This window comes from Roseofilum capinflatum BLCC-M114, from assembly GCF_030068505.1.
GTDB lineage: Bacteria > Cyanobacteriota > Cyanobacteriia > Cyanobacteriales > Desertifilaceae > Roseofilum > Roseofilum capinflatum.
Genome location: NZ_JAQOSO010000074.1, coordinates 1 through 24,085, shown reverse-complemented (window position 1 = coordinate 24,085; position 24,085 = coordinate 1). Strand labels below are relative to the sequence as shown.

General features: G+C 46.5%; 15 protein-coding genes and 1 tRNA gene. 6 read left to right on the top strand and 10 right to left on the bottom strand.

Annotated elements, in window-relative coordinates; genetic code table 11:
* Positions 1–124 precede the first annotated feature (124 nt).
* Positions 125–1,351 (top strand): HhoA/HhoB/HtrA family serine endopeptidase, encoded by a 1,227-nt coding sequence (locus tag PMG25_RS12435; RefSeq protein ID WP_283767224.1) that lies wholly within the window; start codon positions 125–127, stop codon positions 1,349–1,351.
* 256 nt (positions 1,352–1,607) lie between these two features.
* Positions 1,608–3,326 carry a SulP family inorganic anion transporter gene (locus tag PMG25_RS12430; protein ID WP_283767223.1) on the top strand — a complete coding sequence of 573 codons (1,719 nt, stop codon included), beginning with the start codon at positions 1,608–1,610 and terminating at the stop codon, positions 3,324–3,326.
* A 63-nt stretch (positions 3,327–3,389) separates the two neighbouring features.
* Here the strand turns inward: PMG25_RS12430 and PMG25_RS12425 are convergent, their stop codons facing one another.
* From PMG25_RS12425 to PMG25_RS12405, 5 genes are all read right to left on the bottom strand, one after another.
* Complete coding sequence (locus PMG25_RS12425; RefSeq protein ID WP_283767222.1) at positions 3,390–4,649, bottom strand: tetratricopeptide repeat protein; 1,260 nt, start codon at positions 4,647–4,649, stop codon at positions 3,390–3,392.
* A gap of 134 nt (positions 4,650–4,783) precedes the next feature.
* A complete protein-coding gene (locus PMG25_RS12420; protein WP_283767221.1) occupies positions 4,784–6,181 on the bottom strand; it encodes a hybrid sensor histidine kinase/response regulator in 1,398 nt (465 codons plus the stop codon).
* Positions 6,171–8,969, bottom strand: a complete 2,799-nt coding sequence (locus PMG25_RS12415) for a hybrid sensor histidine kinase/response regulator (RefSeq protein WP_283767220.1) — start codon at positions 8,967–8,969, stop codon at positions 6,171–6,173. The genes PMG25_RS12420 and PMG25_RS12415 overlap by 11 nt, the downstream gene beginning before the upstream one ends.
* A 160-nt stretch (positions 8,970–9,129) precedes the next feature.
* Positions 9,130–10,368 (bottom strand): HetZ-related protein, encoded by a 1,239-nt coding sequence (locus PMG25_RS12410; RefSeq protein WP_283767219.1) that lies wholly within the window; start codon positions 10,366–10,368, stop codon positions 9,130–9,132.
* A gap of 400 nt (positions 10,369–10,768) precedes the next feature.
* Positions 10,769–11,434: an L-threonylcarbamoyladenylate synthase gene (locus PMG25_RS12405; RefSeq protein ID WP_283767218.1), complete on the bottom strand. Its 666-nt coding sequence runs from the start codon at positions 11,432–11,434 to the stop codon at positions 10,769–10,771.
* A 17-nt stretch (positions 11,435–11,451) separates the two neighbouring features.
* On the opposite strand from PMG25_RS12405, the gene larC reads away from it, so the two are divergent.
* On the top strand, positions 11,452–12,684 hold the full coding sequence (gene larC, locus PMG25_RS12400; protein ID WP_283767217.1) for a nickel pincer cofactor biosynthesis protein LarC: 1,233 nt from the start codon (positions 11,452–11,454) through the stop codon (positions 12,682–12,684).
* A 70-nt stretch (positions 12,685–12,754) separates the two neighbouring features.
* Here the strand turns inward: larC and PMG25_RS12395 are convergent, their stop codons facing one another.
* Both PMG25_RS12395 and PMG25_RS12390 read right to left on the bottom strand, forming a co-directional pair.
* Positions 12,755–14,116: a hypothetical protein gene (locus PMG25_RS12395; protein ID WP_283767216.1), complete on the bottom strand. Its 1,362-nt coding sequence runs from the start codon at positions 14,114–14,116 to the stop codon at positions 12,755–12,757.
* A gap of 506 nt (positions 14,117–14,622) precedes the next feature.
* A tRNA-Arg gene (locus PMG25_RS12390) sits at positions 14,623–14,695 on the bottom strand.
* A 144-nt stretch (positions 14,696–14,839) separates the two neighbouring features.
* Between PMG25_RS12390 and purH the strand changes: the two genes are divergently transcribed.
* Positions 14,840–16,378 carry a bifunctional phosphoribosylaminoimidazolecarboxamide formyltransferase/IMP cyclohydrolase gene (gene purH, locus PMG25_RS12385; RefSeq protein ID WP_283767215.1) on the top strand — a complete coding sequence of 513 codons (1,539 nt, stop codon included), beginning with the start codon at positions 14,840–14,842 and terminating at the stop codon, positions 16,376–16,378.
* 234 nt (positions 16,379–16,612) lie between these two features.
* On the opposite strand, the gene PMG25_RS12380 is transcribed toward purH, so the two are convergent.
* Both PMG25_RS12380 and PMG25_RS12375 read right to left on the bottom strand, forming a co-directional pair.
* A complete protein-coding gene (locus PMG25_RS12380) occupies positions 16,613–17,710 on the bottom strand; it encodes a peptidoglycan DD-metalloendopeptidase family protein (RefSeq protein WP_283767214.1) in 1,098 nt (365 codons plus the stop codon).
* Positions 17,711–17,725: 15 nt separating this feature from the next.
* Positions 17,726–19,444: an ABC-F family ATP-binding cassette domain-containing protein gene (locus tag PMG25_RS12375; protein ID WP_283767213.1), complete on the bottom strand. Its 1,719-nt coding sequence runs from the start codon at positions 19,442–19,444 to the stop codon at positions 17,726–17,728.
* A gap of 357 nt (positions 19,445–19,801) precedes the next feature.
* Between PMG25_RS12375 and PMG25_RS12370 the strand changes: the two genes are divergently transcribed.
* Positions 19,802–20,101 carry a hypothetical protein gene (locus PMG25_RS12370; protein WP_283767212.1) on the top strand — a complete coding sequence of 100 codons (300 nt, stop codon included), beginning with the start codon at positions 19,802–19,804 and terminating at the stop codon, positions 20,099–20,101.
* A gap of 2 nt (positions 20,102–20,103) precedes the next feature.
* Here PMG25_RS12370 and PMG25_RS12365 read toward each other — a convergent pair whose 3' ends face one another.
* Positions 20,104–21,003 carry a glutaminase gene (locus PMG25_RS12365; protein WP_283767211.1) on the bottom strand — a complete coding sequence of 300 codons (900 nt, stop codon included), beginning with the start codon at positions 21,001–21,003 and terminating at the stop codon, positions 20,104–20,106.
* A 123-nt stretch (positions 21,004–21,126) separates the two neighbouring features.
* On the opposite strand from PMG25_RS12365, the gene secA reads away from it, so the two are divergent.
* On the top strand, positions 21,127–23,955 hold the full coding sequence (secA, locus tag PMG25_RS12360; protein WP_283767210.1) for a preprotein translocase subunit SecA: 2,829 nt from the start codon (positions 21,127–21,129) through the stop codon (positions 23,953–23,955).
* The last annotated feature ends 130 nt before the right edge of the window (positions 23,956–24,085 follow it).

Here is a 24,085-nt window from a genome sequence, read left to right as displayed (position 1 = left end):
ATTCCCCATTCAGTGCGGTTAACCGAAACAGCCAATCGACTGAAAAAATCGCTAATCTAATAACAGATAATATGAATCTAAACAGTCAGCATTGACTTAACCTGATATCGCCAGAGTGTAACCCATGACCAATTCCCATCCATCCGATAAGCCTGTCACTCCAGCCCCCTGGAAACAACCCCTGATCTATATCACCCTGATGCTCTTTGGCAGTACCCTAACCTTAGCAGGGACTCAGGTTTTATCGCGATCGCCCCATTCATCTCCTGCGACTCAACAAGCTTCTAATACCATCTCGGCGCTCCCTTCAACTCCAACTGCGCCCCTAGTCCCCTCCAGTGAGGGGAGTTTTGTCAGTCAGGTGGTGCAAAATGTGGGGCCGGCTGTGGTTCGCATTGATGCTTCCCGAATTGTCACCCAACAAGTGCCAGATGTGTTCAACGATCCCTTTTTCCGGCGCTTCTTTGGTGGCGCTACCCCCATGCCCCAAGAGCGAGAAGTTAAGGGGTCGGGTTCTGGATTTATCATTAATAAAGAGGGTGTAATTTTAACCAATGCCCATGTCATTGAGGGCACAGATACCGTAGATGTGACCCTGAAAGATGGCCGCACGTTAGAAGGAAAAGTTTTAGGCACAGATCCGGTAACCGATGTGGCAGTGGTTAAGATTGACGGGGAAAATCTGCCCACGGTAAGATTGGGAAATTCCGATACCTTACAACCGGGTGAATGGGCGATCGCTATTGGCAACCCCCTCGGTTTAGACAACACTGTTACCGTAGGCATTATCAGCGCCACCGGTCGCTCTAGCGCCCAAGTAGGGATTCCCGATAAACGAGTCAGCTTTATTCAAACCGATGCCGCTATTAACCCCGGTAATTCCGGCGGCCCCCTCCTCAACCAAAATGGGGAAGTGATTGGCATCAATACCGCTATCATTCAAGGGGCCCAAGGTTTAGGCTTTTCTATTCCCATCAATACAGCCCAAAATATTGCCGATCAACTCGTCACCAAAGGACAAGTAGACCATCCATTCCTCGGCATTCAGATGGTCACCTTAACCTCCGATCTACAGAAAGATATTAATCAAAATCCCAACAGTGGCTTTAATCTCTCCGCAGATCAGGGCGTTTTAATTGTGCAAGTGATGCCCCAATCTCCAGCGGCCCAAGCTGGACTTCGGGCTGGAGATGTGATTATCGAGATTGATGGCAAACCGATGAAAGAAGCCACAGAAATTCAAGAAGCAGTACAAAATACCCAGGTGGGTAGTCCTTTGAAGGTATTAATTCGTCGGGGAGACCAGTCCTTGCCGTTAACTGTTCGTCCAGGAGTCTTTCCCACTCAGTAATTTTTCAAGAGCCTAGGATCAAATATCTATTAACCTCTCCCCCAAAGTATTTACTTATTGGGGGTATTTTTAATGTTTATTTAATGGATAAGATCGCTCCTGACGCTCATAATTCACTCATAGCAAAGCCAACTTTCTGTATAACTGTAACTGGTTATTATTACCCATTACCCATTACCCATTACCCATTACCCATTAACTATTACCCATTAACTATATAGATCGCCAATTTTCCCTATTGTCTCCAACCTAAGCTATGCAACTGATTAATCAGATTACGTTTAAGAACCTGCGAGGTGACCTCTTTGGCGGGATTACGGCCGCCATTGTTGCCCTTCCTCTGGCTCTAGCCTTTGGGGTCTCCTCTGGTGCAGGGGCGATCGCCGGTCTCTATGGTGCAGTTTGCATCGGCCTGTTGGCAGCCCTGTGTGGGGGGACTCCCTCACAAATTTCGGGCCCCACGGGGCCAATGACCGTAGTCATGGCCAGTGTATTTACAGCACTGATTGCCAAATATCCAGACACCGGTCTAGCCATGAGCTTTACCGTCATTATGCTCGGTGGAGCCTTACAAATCCTGTTTGGAGTGCTGAAACTGGGACAATATATCACCTTGATTCCCTACACGGTGATCTCTGGCTTCATGTCTGGTATTGGGGTAATCATTATCCTGATTGAAGTCGGCCCCCTATTGGGTCATCCCAATTCAGCCAACGTGATTGAAGCGGTGGAAAACTTTGGGTATTTCTTCCAAAATGCCGATCCAGAAGCCACAGGGTTAGGATTACTCACCTTGGCGATCGTATTTTTAAATCCTAAGCGAGTTAATCGAGTCATTCCCTCTCCCCTACTCGCCTTAATTGTGTGTACTTCAGTGTCCCTCTTTTTCCCAGAAGGAACTCAGATTCCTCGTATTGGCGAAATTCCGAGCGGACTACCTAGCCTTCATTTTCCCCACTTTCGCTTGCAAGACTTAAAGGATATGGTGGGTTATGGGCTAATTTTAGCCACACTCGGATCGATTGATTCTTTGCTCACTTCTTTGGTAGCCGATAATATTACCCGTACTGAACATGATTCCGATCGCGAGTTAATCGGTCAAGGGATTGGCAACATGGCCTCCGGATTTTTGGGGGGTTTACCCGGTGCTGGGGCTACTATGCGAACCGTGATTAATGTACAAGCGGGAGGAAAAACCCCCCTTTCTGGCATTATCCATGGGTTAGTGTTAATGGTGATTTTGTTTGGTGCAGGGCCCTTAACCGCAACGATTCCCCATACAGTCTTGGCAGGAATTTTAATTAAGGTGGGCATTGACATTATTGATTGGAGTTTTCTCAAACGGGCCCATAAATTATCGGTTAAAGCCACGGGTTTAATGTATATCGTGCTGTTTCTAACAGTCTTTGTCGATCTGATTACGGCCGTAGCAGTCGGGGTATTTGTCGCTAATCTATTAACGGTGAAAAAGTTAAGCGATTTGCAACAACAGGATGTGCAAGCTACTACCGGACATCATGGCAATCATCATTTACCATTAACGGAGTGGGAACGGAAAGTATTACAGGATGCACAGGGCAGAATTCTGTTATTGCGTTTAGGGGGGCCGATGAGTTTTGGGGCGGCTAAGTCCATTTCCCAACGAATGGGAATGGTAGAAGACTATGATGTATTAATTTTGGATCTAGAGGATGTGCCGTTGTTAGGAGTTACCGCTTCTTTGGCGATCGAAAATATGGTCAATGAGACTTTAAATCAACGCCGTTGGGTGTTTGTGGTAGGCGCGACAGGAGATGTGAAACAACGGCTACAACGCTTGAAGTTACTGGAGCGAATTCCGGCTGAACATCAACCAGAAACCCGTGGAAAAGCTCTAGAACAAGCAATGGGTTTACTGGGGCAGTTACAGGTTCACGAAGTGATTACCGGTTCAAGTGTGGGTGAGAGAATGAACGAAAATATCAACTTGTCCTAGAAGATTTCAAAAGAAGCAGTAAGGTGGGCAGGAACAGGGCACAATATAGCGCGTAGCGCTGTATCACCTTTGTTCTAAATCGGTAATGACTTTTTCGAGATACCATTCTTGAGCCATTCCGGGATAGTCTTGTTTGGCTTGATCGATCAACCGTTGGGCGATTTCCCAATGTCCTCCGACGAGGCGTAAAAGTCGCTGACGTAATAGGGATTCGAGTTGAATGGTGTTACTTTGGGGGACGGCTTTTTGCAGTTTCTTCAATTGGGAGATCGCCTGATTGTAGTCTGACCATTTTTCTTGTTCACAAAATTTACTGGCTGCCCGTTGATAGTCCTCAATGGCTTCTTTCATTTCTTCTAAGCAAGCATGGGTAAGACCTCGGCTATAATAGGCTGTGCCATTGTTGGGGTCAAGTTTGAGGGCAGTGGTATAGTCTTGGATGGCTTGGGCGTAGTTACTGGTGAGGCGATAAGCGTCTCCTCTGGCGAGGTAAATGAGGGGATCGTTGCTTTCATTATTTAAGGCTTGATTAAAGTCTTCAATGGCTCCTAAATGATCGCTAATTTGGGCACGCGCTCTGCCTCGGTTGCGGTAAATAATAGGGTCTTTGAAGTTTAGGGAAAGAGCGCGGTTAAAATCAGATATGGCGTTTTGATAGTTGCCTAGTTGACACTCAATAATTCCACGACAACCATAGGCGCGAGCGTCATTTGGATCGGTTTTTAAGATCCAGTTTAATTCTTCTTTGGCTTCTTGGGGTTTTCCCTGTTGGGCTTTGTTAATTAGGTTTTGGTAAAAGTCAGATTGAGTAATTAAAGATGGCGATGGGGTGGTAGGTTTTGGGGTGTGGTCTTTGGGTTTGAGTTGTTGAATTAGATCGAGACAACGACTGGCGTTTTCTTTGTCTTTTTGGTCTAAATACAGGTGGGCGGCTTGTTTGAAGTTGGCGATCGCACTTTGCAGGTTACCCCGTTTGCGCTCTACAGTGCCTCGCAGTTGATAGGCAGCCGCAAATTCGGGTTTGAGCTGAATCACCCAATTGATGTCTTCTAGGGTTCCAGGGAGGTTTTTGAGGCTGATTCGGGCTAGGGCGCGGGCATAGTAGGCTTGACTATGGTAGCGATCGCGCTCTAGAGCTTGGCTATAATCGGAGATAGCTGGATAGATTTGCCCCAGGTCGAAGTAGGCTAAACCCCTTTGGTAGTAAGGATCAGACCAATCTGGATTGAGAGCGATCACTTCAGTGAAAGCGGCGATCGCTCCCTCATAATCTTTTTGACTCGCTTTTTTGATCCCGTCTTGATATAACTGCTGTTCAATCACGATTTTTTACCAACAGATTGCAAAATTTGTCAATGACGAAACACACAACTTTATTAATCTAATAATCTAATTAAGACAAAATTCACTATAAGTATTCTAATTCTACATGACATTGCGTTAGCCAAGGCATCCGTTTACTTGAGGGGTAAAGTAATCGTAAAGACCGAGCCACAATCAAACTCCGTCGCGCTCCCTGAATGGCAACTAATTTTACCCCCATGCTTTTCTTCCACAATCTGCCGACTAATCGATAGCCCTAAACCCGTGCCATGTCCAGAGGCTTTGGTCGTATAGAGATGGTCGAAGATTTTACTTTGGATGTCTTCAGGAATCCCTTTACCATTATCGGCAATGCTAATGATCGCTTCCGTTTGGGCAGGGGACAATTCAGTTTTGATGGTAATTTGGTTGGGATGGGCTTCAATCTCCTGGAAACTGCGCCCCTGATTTGACTCGTCTAAGGCATCAATGGCATTAGCCAGCAAATTCATAAACACCTGGTTCAGTTGCCCCGGATAGCAGGGAATTTCGGGGATCTCTCCATATTCTTTGATGATGGCGATCGCCGGGCGCTCCTCCGTCGCTTTTAATCGATGTTTGAGAATCAGCAGCGTGCTATCAATCCCCTCATGAATATTACTGTTCACCTTACTGGTTGTATCCGATCGCGAAAATGTCCGCAAAGACTGACTAATATTCCGAATCCGATCCGTCCCTTCGTGCATCGACGAAATTAAATCCGGCAAATCCTTGAGCAAAAAATCCAGTTCGATATCTTCATAATGATCCTGAATTTCGGGATCGGGTTCCGGATAATGGGTTTGATACAAGCTCAGATGTTCAATAATATCCTGAATATACTCCTGTGCATGGCTTAAATTTCCCATAATAAATCCCACCGGATTATTGATTTCATGGGCTACACCCGCCACCAATTGACCCAACGTAGACATTTTCTCATTTTGTACCAACTGCACCTGAGTATCTTGTAAATCCGTCATTGCCTGTTGCAACTCAGCCGTGCGATCGCTCACCCGTTGTTCTAATTCTTGAGTCAAGGCTTGTAAGGCTGCCTCAGCTCGATTCTTTTCTTCTATTTCTTGCTTAAGAATCTGGTTTTGTTTCGCTAACTTTTTAGCCATCTTTCTCAGCCTCAAATGTAGCCTAACCCTAGCGAGAACCTCTTCTTGGGAAAAGGGCTTAGTAATATAATCGACTGCCCCCAATTCCAGACCTTTAACTTTATCCACGGTGTCAGATAAAGCCGTCATGAAAATAATCGGAATTTCTTCAGTATCTGGATTCGACTTCAGACGTTTGCAAGCTTCAAATCCATCAATTCCTGGCATCATCACATCTAACAAGATTAAATCCGGAGGAGCATAGTTGACCTTTTCTAAAGCACTTTCTCCGTCTCTAGCTACCCTCACTTCAAATCCAGATTCATCCAAAAAATCGGATAAGACTGCTAAGTTGTTGGGATTATCATCAACAATTAAAATAACATTCGATTCAGGATCGCTATAGCTCATGGTTTTCTCCTCTGAGGCTCTGATAATGAGTTTCAATTAATTCCAGCAGTTCTTTTTCCTTAAAACTTTTTGCCAGTCGATTCACTTGCTCGGAGAATGGACTAAGATTTGGATCGGCTTCGGCCAGTGAGTTGACTTTCTTTTGGATTTTTTTCAAATTTCCTTCCATTGCCAAGCGATATAATTCAGCCAAGTTTTCCCGATCGGGGACTAACAGAGTTTCAGAAGCATCCGAAGCAATAGGAACGGCCAGATTTTCTACTGATGACTGTTGTGTAATCCATTGCAGATTTAAGCAAATTTGAATTTGTTCTAGGAGACGATTCGTATCTAATGGTTTGGGTAAAAATGCATTGGCTCCCACTTCTAAAGAGCGGTTGCGATCGGCTTCAAAAACGCGCCCAGAAGAAACAATAATGGGTAAATGTTGCCACTCTTGATGGGATCTCACAGCTTTGATTAACTCAATACCATCCATGATCGGCATTTCTAAATCTGTAATGATCAAATCTGGGGTAAATACAGGCAGTAAGTCTAGAGCTTCTTGACCCTGATTGGCTTGTGCGACTGTAAATCCCATCGGTTCTAGAAGATTTTTAATGATGGATGGATTTTCCCAATGATCGTCAACAACCATGATTTTTGCACTTTCTAGTCCTTCAAAGCCAATGATTTCTTCAGTGGGCAGAGTCATTGTTTCTTCTTGGTATTGTAACACCTCTGGTAACTCTAAATCAAAAAAGAATAAACTCCCTTGACCGACTTCACTCTCTACTTGAATTTCACTGCCCATCATAGCCACAATTTTTTGACTAATGGCTAATCCTAAACCTGTTCCAGCCGCCTGTCTAGAAACTTCTCCTACTTGTTCAAAGGGAAGGAAAATTGCATCGAGTTTTTCTGAGGGAATACCGATGCCACTATCTTGAATTTTAAAGCGAATTTTATGAAGGGTCTGCTCTCCTTGCTGGATCTTTTCTATACTTTTTATTTCAAATGAGACTTCTCCTGTATCCGTAAACTTAATCCCATTGCCCAATAAATTAATTAAAACTTGCCGAATACGTTTTTCATCTCCATGGATGCTATTGGGTAAATCGGGATCGGGAATATAGTTGAAGTGAATTCCTTTTTGATCGGCCCGAATTCGACAAATTTCAGCGACTCCTTCTAGAAATGTCCTAAAATTCATGTCAGAGGGATGAATTTCTAGTTTTCTAGCTTCAATTTTAGACAGATCTAAAATATCATTAATCAGGGTAAGTAAGTGTGTTGCACATTGATGAATAATTGCAATTCCATCTTGTTCTTTTTCAGGGATGTTTTGGGATCGTTTGAGGATTTGAGTATATCCGAGAATTCCATTTAGGGGGGTGCGTAACTCATGGCTCATGTTGGCTAAAAATTCGCTTTTGGCCGAGTTGGCAGCATCGGCGGCTTCTTTGGCTTCTTTGAGTTCAAATGTCCGCAATTCTACCCGAATTTCTAGTTCTTCATAGGAGCGCTGAAACCGAGCTGCCATTTGATTAAAGGAGCGGGATAAAATTTCCAGTTCATAAATTTTAGGTAACCGTGATTCTTGCCAATCGAGGGTTTGATCTAAGTTCCCGGCAGAAATGGACTCTAAGGCTTGAATTAATTTGAGAATGGGTTTAGAGATCCAACGAGCTGTAACTAATCCTAAAATAGCGGCCACTAGCAGAGCAACAAAACAGAGTAAAATGGTATTGCGGATATTTTCATAGATGACCCCCATAAAGTCTGAATCGGGGATGATTACGACAATAAACCAATCGAGTCCTTGGTTTTGCTCGATGGGAGTCACTTGGACAAAGTGCCGTTGATGTTTAAATAAAAAACTGAGTTGCTGAGATTGATTGAGGCTTTCAATATTCCCAAATTCAGAGTGTAGGGATTGGGTGGTTAATCGAATTAGAGCATTGGGACTCTGTTGTGCGGGAATGGGAAAGGGGGTTTCGGTAGGATTTTGGGGCGATCGCTCTGATAAGGAGCTGGCAATTAAATAGCCTTGACTATCCATAATAAAGGTTTGTCCCGATCGCCCAATTTGTAGCCCTTGTAAAAACTCGCTAATTCGAGATAGACTCAGACTCGTTTTTAGAACGGCTGTAATTTCCCGATCCCGGAGATCTAAAGGCTCACTAGCATTGAGGATTAATTCTGGGGACTGACTGGGATCGAACGTTTGCTGCTGTGTCCAAACCAGAGTGTCCTTTTTAAGTGCTTCTTGATACCATTCTGACTGACGAGGATCGCCGGAAGATGACAGAGTGGAGGACTGCTGAGGATTTCCTTGGGAATCTAGAGTATAAAGTATTAAGGATTCGGGAGTATTGGGATCGCTGACGATCCACTGAAACCCTGGTGGAGTAAAGGTCTGTTGAACGGCTTGAAAAGAACCACCGGGAGTCAAAAATCCAATTTGAGCGATATTAGGAAACAGTTGAATTTGCTGCCATAAATGAGTCCGAACCGCATCTCGATCGCCAAGGGCTAATTGATCGCTGGCGATCGCCTGTGCATTAATCTGATTAATCAGAGCAGGCGTTTGCAGATAAGTGTCCAAATGTTGCTCAATGCGAGCAGTCAGTTCATTTCGCAGTTGCGTCGTCACCTGTTCTACCGCCGTTTGACCATTACGCAGAGAAAACCAACCGGTTAAACCCACTGCGGCGAAAATCTGGATCAGAAACGGAACAATCAGAACCCAACCAAGCGGTACTTGTTTAGATTCTGGAAATAAAGGATTTTTTAGTTTCCCTGCCATGAGCGGGTGTGAAGGGGATAAAACAAAAGGGTGGGTTGATGGTATGCATAAAGATTTAATCCTCAATACTACCATAGAGAAAAAGGGGAGGGGATAGTGTTCGAGGTGAACAGTCTGAAATCAAGATCCCCTTTCTCATCTCCTGACCCTGCTGTTCCCATTAGGCGTTAGCCTGATTACGAGCCTTCCAAGCCAATTCCAGCAATTTATTCCAGCGCTTTTGTAATTGTTTGGGAGTACAGCCGATCGCAGTAGCAATTTCAGCATCCTCAACTCCAGCTTGCTTGAGTTGGAACAGTTGCTGCTGCTCAGGAGCCAATTGATTAAAGAAATCTTCCCATTGAGCTGGAGCCATCCCCAGATTTTGATCGAGATCCGCTCCCAGCCATTGGTGAACCAAATGCCAGTTATGGAAGCGGGAAAATTTCTCTACATGGTACTTAAACCGTTGTTGGAGATAGTCCCGTTCGCGAGGGGTTAAGCCCAAAGTTTCATCAATTTCGGTAGCAGAAAAATCTTGCAGTTTGAGATTCAGGTAATCGATACAATCAAATTGTTCCTGAGATTGGAGATATTCAGTTAATTCCCGAATCACGCGATCGCGCAGTACCGACTCCGAAGGATCGATCGCACCAGCCACCATTTTCTCCCGAATTTGATGCAGAGCAGGATCGCGGCTGTACATTTGCGCTTCTTCCGTCTTACCCGATTCTACGGCCATTTCCATATCCACGGACATCTCTTGGGGCTGACGGCGAGAAAACCCTTGCGCTCTGAGGACAATTAACCGTTGGGAAATACCACCAGGTAAATGAATGCGTCGTTTGGCATATTGTTCCGTAAACCCCATATACTCAGCTAACTCTAAGCGGGTGCGGGGGCTATAATTTTCCGCCACATCATTTTCCCGCCGGAACGCTTTCAGCGTTTCCACATAAAACCCTTGCATGAAGTCTTCAATCAAACTATAGCGAGCCTTAAATCCTAAGCGAGCGCTACTTTTAGCCACATGGCGATAAACCATCACACTCAGATTACTATGGAGTTCACTGCGCCCCTGACGGGAGCCGAGTTTATAGTATTGTAGGCATTTCTCAATCCGGTTATGGGCTAGAGTCCGTTGCCAAGATTCGATAATTCCTGATTTTTGAATGCGATCGCTCTTTTGGCAAATGCGTTCCACTTCCCGCGCCATCCGTTCAGCTACCCCATGAATGGAGCGACAGTTAATCTGCATTGCACTGCGAAGCTCTCTGCTAATCAACTCTCGTAGAGCCTCTACATCCATCACCGGCTCAGAAGACTCCGGAAGTTGGGCGCTTGCAGTTGCACAAGAGTTAACAGGTGTTAAAGAAGGGTTGGATTTAAGGGTAACAGAAGGGCTGGACTTAGTATTCATAATTTCAATCTCCTTTGGGTTGAATGCACTCCAGTGATGACACCGTTTCGGGTGGAATCCTTCGCGCTGTCTATACTCTGACTGTAGGTGTCCCTCAGAAAATAAAGGGGTGCTGCTGTGGCACTCTTTGATCAGGCAGATCCACCCCACAACAAGAGCGCAGGGGAAGACTTGGCGATCGCACCCCAAGGGGCGATCGGCCAAACCGTTGTCAACGCTAGACTTTAAGCCATTTTCAATTCCCTAATTCGGGGGTAGAGCAGCAAACCCCCTAGAGAATGCCTCAGTAGACAATTGCAGGAGTGGCTAAAAAAACTCGTGTGGGGTAGATGCCTCTGAGATTCCCTGATTCCTACACTCTAGGAAGACCATCCAACCCTAGGGGTGATGATCTTCTAGACTAAGAAGCCTCGGACACCCAATCCGATGCTGCTTCCCATCCCAGACCTTCACGTACCACTTTTGGTTCCATTGACGTTAAATCCAAAACGGTGGAAACGTCTGACTGGACGGGTAAACCATCATCAATAATGATATCGACTAGCTTATCCAAACGGTCAAATAGTTCTTGGGTTGAGGTATATTCAGGAGCGCTGGGACTAGCCGACATTTCCTCATCCCCCACTAAGTGCGCGGAGGTGGAGATCAGAGGATTCTCTAAGGCTTCCAACAGACCTAAGCAGATGGGATTATTGGGGACTCGAATCCCGGTTGTTCGGCGTTTGGGAGACATCACCAACCGGGGAACCGCCTTGGTTGCTGGGAGCAAGAAAGTATAGGGGCCAGGAATTAAACGCTTCATAATTCGATAGGCCACATCGCTGACGATGGCATAGCTGGCCACATTGGACAGGGAGGAACAGAGGAAGGTTAACGGTTTATCATTAGAGAGTTGTTTAATCCGTCTAACGCGCTCAATACCTGATTTAACACTCAGATCGCAGCCGATCGCATATACGGTATCGGTAGGATATAACATCACCGCTCCATCTTGAAGAGCCTCTTTGATCTCTTGGAGGGTTCGCTGTTGCGGTGTTTCTGGATGCAGGGTATACAGAATTGCCATAAGTTGGGGGTAGATGAATGAATAAAATAGGGTATCTCGATTGTCCCACCGGTTTAGCCGGTGATATGTGTTTGGGAGCTTTGGTGGATGGAGGAGTTCCTCTAGAATACCTGCAAGAGCAATTAAAATCCTTACAAATAGAGGATGAGTATCAGTTACGCCAGGAAACGGTCACCCATCACGGCCAAGTCGGCACTAAAGTGCATGTGGATCTGAGTCACTCCCCTCACGATCATCACGATCATCACCATCAGGATCATCACCACGGAAGCCGCCATTTACCGGAAATTGTGGACATGATTCAGGGGGCGAAATTTCCGCCACGGGTGGAAGAGCGTAGTTTAGCTATTTTTCACCGTTTGGCCTTAGCGGAGGCGGCAGTTCATGGCATTGAACCGGAGCGGGTGCATTTCCATGAGGTGGGGGCGACCGATGCTTTGGTGGATATTGTGGGCACTTGTTTGGGGTTGGAGTGGTTAGGGATCGATCGCCTATTTTGTTCGGCTTTGCCCACGGGAGGAGGTACAGTCAAGGCGGCCCATGGGATTTTACCGGTTCCTGCGCCAGCCGTGCTGAAGTTGTGGGAAATGGCCCAGGTTCCGGTGTACAGTAATGGCATTGAGCGGGAGTTGGTGACCCCTACGGGGGCGGCGATCGCCACTACATTAGCCACAAGTTTCGGTTCAGTTCCCTCCATGAGGTTAGAGAAGGTGGGACTAGGAGCAGGATCGGCCCAGTTACCCCTACCCAATTTGCTGCGCTTGTGGGTGGGTTCCCCAACCGAACAACAGGGTTTAGAACAGATCGCGGTGCTGGAAACTCAGATCGATGACCTCAGTCCCCAGGCGATCGCTTATTGTGGCGATCGACTCTTTACTGCCGGAGCCTTAGATGTATTTACCCAACCCATCACCATGAAAAAATCCCGCCTAGGGATACTCTTAACCGTCATTTGTCCACCCGCTCAAATTACCGCCTGTGAAACCGTATTATTTAGCGAAACCACTACATTAGGCATTCGCCGCACTCTCCAAGAGCGTTCTATTTTACGTCGAGAACTGCGATCTCTAGAAACGCCCTATGGTTCCGTTCAGGTTAAATTAGCGTGGCAAGGGGAACAACTCTCCAATCTACAACCCGAATATGAAGACTGCGCCCAACTTGCCCGCCAACACAACTTACCCTGGCGACAAATTTATCAAACTGCCCTAGAATTAGCGCGAGCCACTTACAGCGCTTTGCGCTGTTAAGGAATGAGGAATGAGTAAGAATTAATGGGTCAACGGGCAAACTGTTTTTTCCTGAAACACTCCTTACTCATTACTCCTCTTCCTCCAAAAAATCCTCCTGATGTTCATGGAGAAAATCCACAGGTTTATCCATATGTAATTGTGAAAAAATCTGATATTTATCTAAATTTGATGCAGACTGACTACCCAAGCTTTTTTGGTCAATGCGAACCAAGTTGTACTGAACATTATCCGCATAAATCGCAAAAGCAATGTTCAACACTTCCATAAAATTAATCAGCCACTTACATTCATTTTCTGGATAATCTTTGTAGTAATGAATTAAATCCGCAATTCTGGCTTCCAGGTGAACTCTAGTCGGTTTACTGATCAAAATCAACTTCAGCATCATGGTGACTAACGTCAGAGGATTATTTTGAGCCACCCACAGCACAAATAAATTTGAGGGAGTTTTCCGATCTTCCGTGGTCAGATATTCAACAACGCGGTTACAAGTTCTCAGCAGTAGAGCTTTATTGACCGGCAGATCGTCATAGTCAGTATAGAGATGATCTAACTGAACCGATAATTTGTTTTCGATTAAATGGATAAAGGCCGTATCATCTACAGAAAACACCAAATAACGCTGGAGAGCCTGCTTAAATTCTTGATAACTAATATCCTGAGTTTGTTGCAGGAAAATATTAGCTAAATTTAGATAATTGTATGGCCCGCGTCTAAGAAGAATAGTTTTAATTAGATGTAATACCTCGTCCCCTAACTGGGTGGGATTTTGAGGCGGTTCACTGTCCTGTTTATGGGTAAGCTGAGACCGGGTAGTGTACATCGCTAAATCAAATTTAAACTTTTCTTTGAGTTCACGGGATCTCACTTTTGCGGCTTGCCGTTGTTCAGCAGAGTTCTTGATATTAATATATTGGGGAACTAACAGATAGGAGGTGTAGCGATTACTCCAATTCTGCTCTTCTACACCGAACTTAGCACAAAAGAGTTTGATTTCTTCATAGTCGCTGCTCTTGACAAAATTGAGCGTCCACTTCCTCAATCTCTTGATGGGTGTAGAATGGCTAGGACGACCAATTGTTTGATCGTCAAAACTGTTGACTAAATCCTGAACTGCCTCATGATGTCTACTGGCTTCCCAGTTATTAATTAAGATATAACAACACCGTTTTAAGGTATGGGTAAACTCTTCTTCTTGATTGGCAAAGACAAGATTAAACAAGGCTTGATTAACAGCTTTATTGCTAACTTCTAGGTGAGCAATAAATAACTGCCTAAATTCTTTCAGAACTTGTTCTGGACTTTCTTGTTTGACAATCGATAAGAAATAACGATAAATTGTTTCTTGGTATTGACCAAGATTTTTCTTGAGTTCTTTTATCTTGAAACCAGAAGGTGGATAATTTTCATCCATTAAACTAGGTCCCATCTTAGTTGCCCCTTTTTGGATTGTTCCGCACCCCAAGCCCTAAAGCATACCTCATTGCATGGAAATCTTGCCATACTAAAGAAATACTTTGTTTCTCATGAATACGTTTAAACCGTATATTGAATGAGAAGACTCCTATGATTTATATTACTTATTAGGTTAACCTATTTCCGGCTCAATTGGGTGTAATTGGGATGGGTTTATCCGGTTACCTCTTGAGGTTAAATATTAGCCCAAGCCGGTCTCTTTCGGGATAAAGAGCCAACTGGTTAGGTGTTTCTGGTGCGGACAAAGGACTCTAACCCAATTTCCGGACACCAGCTAAGACTAATTTTGGGGGCAAAAGCCTTATGGAATCTGCCATACAGCACCTGGACTAAACAATAGGTCGAGGTGCGAAAATTGCGCCTTACGACCCCTACCATTTCCTGATGCTGGTTGGAGGTTGCAGATTGAGACTGTCCTCTCCGCGTCTGGGCTGTTAGGGTCGGTTTAGGTTCAAATAACGAGCACGGAGGGATTTGAACCCCCGACACCCAGAACCGGAATCTGGTGCTCTATCCACTGAGCTACGTGCCCTTAACCTAAAGCATCATAACACAAAACATGCCTGAATTCCAACCCATTCTCAACTGGCAAGAATTTTAAGGTTTAATTTCTAATTGGTAATAAACCCCTGCTGTATCCTTAAACATGGCGCATCAATCATGGAACAAGTAGATTATGGCTCCTCTCGCCCTTCTTAGCACATCGGATAAAACGGGACTGGTGGATCTGGCCCGGAGTTTGGTGGAAGAATTTGGATTTGATTTAGTCAGTAGTGGAGGGACAGCGAAAACCCTACAAGAGTCTGGCTTAACGGTAACTAAGGTTTCTGACTATACGGGATCGCCGGAAATTTTAGGCGGCCGGGTGAAAACGCTTCATCCTCGCATTCATGGGGGAATTTTAGCGCGGCGAAATCTCCATAGTGACGTTCAGGAGTTGGCGGATAATGAGATTCGCCCGATTGATTTGGTGGTGGTGAATTTATACCCGTTTGAACAGACGATCGCCAAACCGGATGTGAGTTTAGAAGAGGCGATCGAAAATATCGATATTGGCGGCCCCACGCTCCTGCGAGCTTCGGCTAAAAATTATGCCCATTTAACTGTCCTCTGCGATCCGAGTGATTATGATGCTTATTTGACAGAACTGCGTCAGCAAGGGGGCAAAGCCTCCGCAGAATTTCGTAAAGAACGGGCGATTAAAGCCTTTGCCCATACTGGGGCTTATGACCGAGCCATTACTGCCTATTTAACCGGTCAGCAAGAGGAACTTCTTCCCCCTGAATTTAGCCTATCGGGCCAGAAGCGGCAAACCATGCGCTATGGGGAAAATCCCCACCAGAGCGCGGCTTGGTATCAGACAGGGACGGGAAAAGAGGGATGGTCTGGAGCCACCCAATTGCAAGGTAAGGAACTGAGCTATAACAATTTGGTGGATTTGGAAGCGGCGCGGCAAATTATTACCGAGTTTACGGATCAGCCAGCCGTGGCTATTTTGAAACATACGAATCCCTGTGGTCTGGCGGTGGCGGATACCTTGCTGGAAGCCTATCAGAAGGCGTTAGCGGCGGATTCTACTTCGGCATTTGGGGGGATTGTAGCCCTGAATAAACCCCTGGATGCAGCTACGGCCCAGGAGTTGAAGAAGATGTTCCTAGAATGTGTGGTGGCTCCGGGTTGCGATCCGGAGGCTGAGGAGATTTTACACAAGAAATCGAAGCTACGGGTGTTGGTTTTACCGGATCTGATGCAAGGGCCAGAAGTGATGATTAAGAGTATTGCCGGTGGGTTTTTGTTGCAACAGAGCGATCGCACCATTAGCACCCCGGATCAGTGGCAAGTGGTGACGGAAAAACAACCGACTCCAGAACAGTTAGAAGAGCTGTTTTTTGCTTGGAAGGTGGTCAAGCATGTGAAATCGAATGCGATCGTGGTGACGAAAAATCAAACGACCTGCGGGATTGGTGCGGGTCAAATGAACCGCGTAGGGGCGGCGCAAATCGCCCTAGAACAGGCAGGAGAAAAGGCTCGTGGGGCCATACTCGGTAGTGATGCGTTCTTCCCCTTTGACGACTCAGTACGGACGGCTGCGGCGGCTGGTATTGAGGCGATCGTCCAGCCTGGGGGCAGTCTGCGCGATAAGGATTCGATCGCCGCAGCCAATGAGTTAGGCATTGTGATGGCGTTCACCGGAATGCGCCATTTTCTACATTAATTGCCCGTTACAGCGCTTCGCGCTGTTATGGTGTACAGTCTTAAAGGCTCAAAGCCATGTACTACAACCCTATTCCCTATTCCCTTCCCCCCTTGGGGGGACACAGGGGGGGTTTCCCTATTCCCTAGCGCGTTCATGTCCGCGAAGCAGAAAGCGCTATATCGATCCGCCCAATCCCCTGCTTCATCGGCAGGGGAGTTTCAGACACCATAATGGAGTCCATCAGGCCTTGATTCAGTACCGTAGATTTCGACCTAAAGCCTGAATATATAACCCCGGATCTTCAGCCACCCAACCCACAGCCGATCGATAGCGCATTTCAAAATGGAGATGGGGAATTGAAAATGTCGGATTTCCCGTGGTTCCCACAGTTCCCAATCGGTCTCCTTGACGGACGGTTTGACCGGGGGAAACTTGAAGGGTTTGCAGATGAGCGTAACGGGTTTGTCGTCCTCCTGGATGGTTAATGACCACCAGTTGACCATAGGAACCGCGATCGCCAGCATAAGCCACAATACCATCCCCCACCGCCGACACAGGAGTACCAATAGGAGCGCGAATATCTACACCACTACTAAATTCTCGTTTAGAGGTCTGTGGATTTAAATACCAACCATAGCCCTTGAGTAAGGGGGCAATCTCTGGCAGGGGATAGGCCGAGAGCCGGGTTCGTGTTTCCCTGGATGGACGACCGGGAGACCAGTTTACCCCTGGCACAAAGACCATTTCTGGGTTCTGCTGACATCCATTCACCTCAAACAGGGCATCGGCCGGCACTCCGTAAGCTTCCGCTACATCTCGCCAAGTTTTACCCACTGGAATCCGTACCAATACCCCATCATAGGGCGGAATGACAATTTGCGTGCCTACGGGGGCTTCTCCGTTGCGTAGGGAACGATTGAGACCCATTAAAGTTGAGGGCATTAATTGATGGTTGGCGGCAATCTGGTTTAAGGTTTCTCCCGGAGCAATGATGTGATAAATAAAGCGATCTATAGCGGGTTCTTTGGGGCAAAGTTGTTCTGGATTCGGTCGTAAGGGAATAAACGATGGCTCGTCTGTGGGGATTTGGGCGAGGCTAGGGAGAGTCCAAAGTAAGGGTAGAATTAAACACGCGCCAGAGATGAATATCCCCCTAAATCTCCCTTGACAAGAGAGACTTTTCTTGCTCTCCCCCCTTTCTAAGGGGGGTTGGGGGGGATCGGTTTGTCTTGCGAACTGCCCGATCCCCCTCAATCCCCCTTGAGAAGGGGGACTTTTCTCACACTCCCCCTTTCTTAAGGGCTGGGAGGGATCTTTTCGGAGCGTCAAATAGGGTATAAAGTTCCACATAATTCAGAATGGATATTAATTCGCTTTGGCTTGCTTTCTCGCCTTTTGCTTCGCTTTCTGCTTCTCCCGTTTAGCGGCCGCTTTTTCCGCCTTAGCTTTGGCAATTTCCGCTAATTTCGCCTTTTCTTTCTCTTCGGCGATTTTATCGAGATAATAATGGTAGTTCCCCAGATACACTTGAAATTCACCGTCGCGAATTTCTACAATTTTATTAGCGACTTGAGAAATAAAATAACGGTCGTGGGAGACAACGATCGCTGTGCCATCATAATGTTGAAGGGCTTCCTCCAACATTTCTTTGGCGGGAATATCTAAATGGTTGGTCGGTTCATCTAAGATTAACAAGTTTGCCGGTTGTAAGAGCATTTTCGCCAGAGCTAACCGGGCTTTTTCCCCTCCACTGAGGGCTTGCACCTGTTTATAAACCATAGCTCCACTAAATAAGAAGCGACCTAAGAGGGTACGCACTTCCTCATTTGTCCAATCGGGGACTTCATCATGAATGGTATCCATGACAGTTTTCTTCAGGTCTAAGGCTTCCGCTTGGTTTTGTTCAAAATAGCCGGGAATAACGTTATGTTTTCCTAGGCTGACGCTCCCTTCAACTGGATGTTCCCAGCCCATCATTAATCTAAGTAGGGTGGATTTTCCGCAACCATTGGGCCCTAAAATGGCGATGCGATCGCCCCGTTCGATCCCCAGAGATGCCCCCAGAAACAGGATTTTCTCATCATACAGATAGGTCAAATCCTTGATATTGACCACATCCCGACCACTGCGGGGGGAAGGAGGAAAGCGGAAATGCAGGGTTTTGAGGTCACTGACAGGCGCTTCGATCCGTTCTATTTTGTCGAGCTGTTTCTCGCGACTTTTGGCTTGGGTGCTGCGGGTGGCACTGGCGCGAAAGCGTTCGATATAGGCTTGTTGTTTTTCGAGTTCTTTTTGCTGATTTTCGTAGGCACTCTGTTGGGCGGCTTTTTGCTCGGCTTTTTGTTCCAGATAAGCGGAATAATTGCCGAGGTAGGTGGTGGAAACTCCGCGCTCGGTTTCTACGATTTGGGTGCAGAGGCGATCGAGAAATTCCCGGTCATGGGAGACGATCACCATGGGCAGGGTGGAGGTTTTCAGATAGGTTTCTAACCATTCAATGGTTTCTAAGTCTAAATGGTTGGTTGGCTCATCCAGGAGGAGTAGATCGGGAGATTGTAGGAGGATTTTACCCAGTTGAATCCGCATTTGCCAGCCTCCAGAAAAGGCACTGACGAGGCGATCGCCATCATCGGGTTCAAATCCCATTTCCGGTAACATCTTCTCGATCTGCGCGTCTAACCCATAACCATCCAGGGCTTCAAAATGCCGTTGTTGCTTATCCAGCTTATGGATTAAGATGTCTAGCTCTTCTGGGGTAGCGGTTTGCATTTGATGCTGAATTTCGGCGATCGCATGATGAACCTGGTTCGCTTCATGAAACACTTTCCAAAACTCTTCCCGCACCGTATCCCCAGGATTCACATCAAATTCCTGGGTTAAATAGGCGATCTTCAAATTGGACGGCCGGATCACCTCCCCAGAAGTCGGCTCAATTTCCCCGGCAATAATCTTAAGCTGCGTCGATTTTCCTGCCCCATTGACCCCGACTAAACCCACGCGATCGCCCGGTTTTACTTCCCAGTTGATATCATATAGCACTTGGCCAGTCGAATAAATTTTGCTGATATGCTCTAATCGCAGCATCGAAACCTCCAAGGGCAGGGTAAGCGTCAGGATTGGGAATAATGAGTCGATGGAGTTCGGGTTTAACCTTTTCATGTCCGCTTGCGGAAAAATGGCAGCAGATAGCCACTATCGATCATTAGGGGTTTATAATTCTTAACCATTATATCTGGTTGAGTCCCTCTCTCAAGGCGATCGATCAAATCTGGGTTCCTGCACTTCTTTAATCCTGATGTTCCGTTGATTTCCATGATAAGTGTGTTGTTTAACACCCAACAAGTGTAAACTTATCTAACTGAAACCGGAATCAAGCCTCTCCAGTGTTGAGGCCTTCCTATAATCACCCATTCTGACTGTTATCTTCAATCTTTCCTAGCTATGGCCACATCCTCTAACTCAACTCCCCCCATTCTATCGAGCGAATCCAGCAGACCTATACACACCACAATTCAAATCTGTCTGTATCTTAAGGACTCTCCCCAAAGTCAGCCCCTATCGACGTTCATTGAAGTCAGTCGCATTCCTATGATGGGGGAATTTATTGAAATTGGAGGCACGCTCTATCGAGTTTTTCTCGTTTCTCATCAACCCGAATCCCAAGAGGTCACCGCATCTGTCGCGGCCGTCAAGACTCCTTGGGAATCTTGCCAAAGTTTAATTGACACCCAAAATATATAGTTTTAATCATGCAAATAAGCAGCTATTTGTTTTAATAATGCCATGCCTACAACCGAATTTCCCGTAGAATCAAGAAGAGGACTATAAATCGCGATCGCCCCCTGCTGGGGAATTAAGGACAATAAGACTCCACTGACTCCCGATTTTGTCGGTAATCCCACCAAACGAGAAAATTCCCTGGAATATTCATATAATCCACAGGTTTGGATTAACTCAGTTACCCAGAGTTGATGCTCTGAGTTCGTGCGGGCTTGCGGGTCAATTAATCCTAATCCCAATTTGACTAAATCTGCCAGACTTGAGGATAGACAACAAACCCGTTGATAGGTATCTAAAGCCACCGCTTCAGAACTCCCCAAATTACCCGATTGTGCCAGCATTTTCGTTAAATTCTGATTGATGCGATTGGGTAAAGATTCTACCGACGCTAAAAGTTGCCCATCCAAAAATAAGCCAGTTTGACCATAATCATTGAGCCAATCACAGAATTTCTGGCATTTTTCTATACCAGTAAGACCCGGCAAGTGGGAACAGAGTGCGATCGCCCCACTATTAATCATCGGATTTCGGGGAAATCCCTTATCGAGCTGCAACTGCTCCACCGAGTTATAAGGAAAATCCGAAGGAAGATGACCCACAATTGCCTTGATTTTATCCATACCCATCTGTTCTAAAGCATACAACAAAACAAATGGCTTAATCACACTCATCAACGGTACATCCCTTTCCCCCCATCCATACCCTGGACGATCTAAACTTTGTATATAAATACCCATATGTTGTGGATCGACTTTAGCCAATTGAGGAATATAACTGGGCAGTTCCCCCGACAAATCGAGCCGTTCAATGTCGGTTAACCATTGCTCTACAGTAGATTGAGTTATGCTATTCAAATCTCTCATACCAAATCTTTAACCTTTGATTTTTCCATTGAGCGATTACCCATTACCCATTACCCATCTTAGAAGTGATACCATAAGGAAAGTCTTTTACACCGCGCGTCGTCTGGTAGAGTTATATCGATTATGCTGAAAAACCTGTTTGGTGACCCCAACACCCGCAAACTCAAAAAATATCAGCCCTTCGTTTCTGAAATTAGTCTCTACGAAGAAGACATCCAAGGTCTATCGGATGACCAGTTGCGGGGTAAAACCGGAGAATTTAAGCAGCGCTTAGAAAAAGCCGGTTCTGAGCAAGCGCAGAACGAATTACTCGATGAAATCCTTCCCGAAGCCTTCGCCGTCGTCCGCGAAGCCTCCAAGCGCGTCCTAGGAATGCGCCACTACGACGTACAAATGATTGGGGGGATGGTTCTCCACGATGGCCAGATTGCCGAAATGAAAACCGGGGAAGGTAAAACCCTGGTGGCAACACTTCCTGCTTACTTGAACGCTCTGAGCGGCAAAGGGGTTCATATTATTACCGTCAACGACTACCTCGCCCGTCGGGACGCGGAATGGATGGGACAAGTTCATCGCTTCCTGGGCTTGAGCGTCGGCTTAATTCAGCAAGGTATGGCCCCCTCCGAACGGCGCAAGAACTATAGCTGTGATATTACCTACGCCACTAACTCCGAAGTTGGATTTGATTATCTGCGCGATAATATGGCTTCCTCCATGGCAGAAGTCGTCCAGCGGCCATTTAACTTCTGCATTATTGACGAAGTGGATTCGGTTTTAGTCGATGAAGCGCGAACCCCTCTGATTATTTCAGGCCAGGTGGATAGGCCCAGCGAGAAGTATATTAAAGCCGCTCAACTAGCCCAAACCTTGACGGCCTTAGATGAGGAAAGCGGACAGGGCCATTATGAAGTGGATGAAAAAGCTCGCAATGTACTGTTAACCGATGAAGGGTATATTGCCTCTGAAGAATTCTTAAAAGTTTCCGACTTGTTTAACCCGGATGACCCTTGGGCCCATTTTGTGTTTAATGCGATTAAGGCTAAGGAGTTGTTTATTAAAGATGTTAACTATATTGTCCGCGAGGATGAAATTGTCATTGTCGATGAGTTTACCGGTCGGGTCATGCCCGGTCGTCGCTGGAGTGATGGACTGCATCAGGCCATTGAAGCCAAGGAGCATGTAGAAATTCAGCCGGAAACCCAGACCTTGGCGAGCATCACCTATCAAAATTTCTTTTTGCTCTATCCTAAGCTGTCGGGAATGACGGGGACGGCAAAAACGGAGGAAGCGGAATTTGAGAAAATCTATAACTTAGAGGTGACCATTGTCCCCACCAACCGGCCTACGGGACGTAAAGATATGGCGGATGTGGTGTACAAGACAGAAGAGGCCAAGTGGAAAGCGGTGGCCCAAGATTGTGCCGAACTCCATCACCAGGGGCGGCCGATTTTGGTGGGAACAACGAGTGTAGAAAAGTCGGAAGTGTTGTCGAATCTGTTGAGTCAGTTGAGTGTGCCCCATCAGTTGCTGAACGCGAAGCCGGAGAATGTGGAGCGGGAGTCGGAAATTGTGGCTCAGGCGGGACGCAAAGGAGCAGTGACGATTGCCACGAACATGGCAGGACGGGGTACGGATATTATTTTGGGTGGAAATGCCGATTATATGGCCCGGTTGAAGTTGCGGGAATATTTTATGCCCCGAATTGTGAAGCCGGAAGATGATGAGGGAATGAAAATGGCTAAAGTGCCCGGTATGGCTAAACGGAAGGCGGCCCAAGGGTTTAGTTTGGATAAGAAGGTGAAAACCTGGAAGGTGTCGCCCAAGATTTTCCCTACCCAGTTGTCGGCGAGTACGGAAGCGAAGTTAAAAGAGGTGGTTGATTTTGCGGTGGCTGAGTATGGGGAGCGCTCTTTACCGGAGTTGTTGGCGGAGGATAAGGTGGCGGTAGCGGCGGAAAAAGCGCCGACGAATGACCCGGTGGTGCAAAAATTGCGGGAAGTGTTTAATCTGATTCGCTCGGAGTATGAGGAGTGGACTGACCGAGAACATGAGGAGGTGATTTCCCTTGGTGGGTTGTTTGTGGTGGGGACGGAACGTCATGATTCTCGACGGATTGATAATCAGCTCCGAGGTCGGGCCGGTCGTCAAGGTGACCCTGGAACGACGAAGTTTTTCCTGAGCTTACAGGATAACTTGTTGCGAATTTTTGGGGGCGATCGCGTCGCCGGTCTGATGAATGCCTTCCGCGTAGAGGAAGATATGCCCATCGAGTCGGGTATGCTCACCCGTTCCCTAGAAGGGGCGCAGAAGAAGGTTGAGACTTACTACTACGATATCCGTAAGCAGGTCTTTGAATATGACGAGGTGATGAATAACCAACGCCGCGCCATTTATGCCGAGCGTCGCCGCGTCTTGGAAGGGCAAGACTTGAAGGAACAGGTAATTGCCTATGCGGAACGGACGATGGACGATATTGTAGAAGCCTACGTGAATCCAGAATTGCCGGCTGAAGAGTGGGATTTAGGGCAACTCGTTAGTAAGGTGCAGGAGTTTGTGTATCTGCTTCGAGACCTGCAACCGCAGCAACTCGAAGACCTGAGCTTTAGCGAGATGAAAACCTTCTTGCACGAACAAGTCCGCATTGCCTACGACTTGAAAGAAGCGGAAGTTGACCAAATTCAACCGGGGTTAATGCGTCAAGCGGAACGGTTCTTTATTCTCCAGCAAATTGACACCCTCTGGCGGGAGCATTTGCAACAAATGGATGCCTTAAGAGAGTCGGTTGGGTTGCGCGGTTATGGGCAAAAAGATCCTCTGATTGAGTACAAGAGTGAGGGTTATGAGCTGTTCTTAGAGATGATGATTTCGATTCGCCGGAATGTGGTCTATTCCCTCTTCCAGTTCCAACCCCAAACTCAACCGAAAGCGACTGCTCAACAGGAGACGGTGTAGCTAGAAGGAGCGTTGCTGATTATATCATGTCTGCATAATTAAAAATCTAGGGAGCGAGACGCTCCCACTCCAGTAATACAGCAGTTTTCGCTGTTATGGTGTACAGTCTTAAAGGCTCAAAGCCATGTAC

Excerpts from the sequence above, each read along its gene's own strand:
- PMG25_RS12405 (WP_283767218.1), bottom strand. The coding sequence starts at position 11,434 with ATGGCAATTCTGTATACCCTGCATCCAGAAACACCGCAACAGCGAACC.
- PMG25_RS12410 (WP_283767219.1), bottom strand. The coding sequence starts at position 10,368 with ATGAATACTAAGTCCAGCCCTTCTGTTACCCTTAAATCCAACCCTTCT.
- PMG25_RS12380 (WP_283767214.1), bottom strand. The coding sequence starts at position 17,710 with ATGTGGAACTTTATACCCTATTTGACGCTCCGAAAAGATCCCTCCCAG.
- PMG25_RS12370 (WP_283767212.1), top strand. The coding sequence starts at position 19,802 with ATGGCCACATCCTCTAACTCAACTCCCCCCATTCTATCGAGCGAATCC.
- PMG25_RS12395 (WP_283767216.1), bottom strand. The coding sequence starts at position 14,116 with ATGGGACCTAGTTTAATGGATGAAAATTATCCACCTTCTGGTTTCAAG.
- PMG25_RS12415 (WP_283767220.1), bottom strand. The coding sequence starts at position 8,969 with ATGGCAGGGAAACTAAAAAATCCTTTATTTCCAGAATCTAAACAAGTA.
- PMG25_RS12375 (WP_283767213.1), bottom strand. The coding sequence starts at position 19,444 with ATGCTGCGATTAGAGCATATCAGCAAAATTTATTCGACTGGCCAAGTG.
- PMG25_RS12435 (WP_283767224.1), top strand. The coding sequence starts at position 125 with ATGACCAATTCCCATCCATCCGATAAGCCTGTCACTCCAGCCCCCTGG.
- purH (WP_283767215.1), top strand. The coding sequence starts at position 14,840 with ATGGCTCCTCTCGCCCTTCTTAGCACATCGGATAAAACGGGACTGGTG.
- PMG25_RS12430 (WP_283767223.1), top strand. The coding sequence starts at position 1,608 with ATGCAACTGATTAATCAGATTACGTTTAAGAACCTGCGAGGTGACCTC.
- PMG25_RS12365 (WP_283767211.1), bottom strand. The coding sequence starts at position 21,003 with ATGAGAGATTTGAATAGCATAACTCAATCTACTGTAGAGCAATGGTTA.
- larC (WP_283767217.1), top strand. The coding sequence starts at position 11,452 with ATGAATAAAATAGGGTATCTCGATTGTCCCACCGGTTTAGCCGGTGAT.
- PMG25_RS12420 (WP_283767221.1), bottom strand. The coding sequence starts at position 6,181 with ATGAGCTATAGCGATCCTGAATCGAATGTTATTTTAATTGTTGATGAT.
- secA (WP_283767210.1), top strand. The coding sequence starts at position 21,127 with ATGCTGAAAAACCTGTTTGGTGACCCCAACACCCGCAAACTCAAAAAA.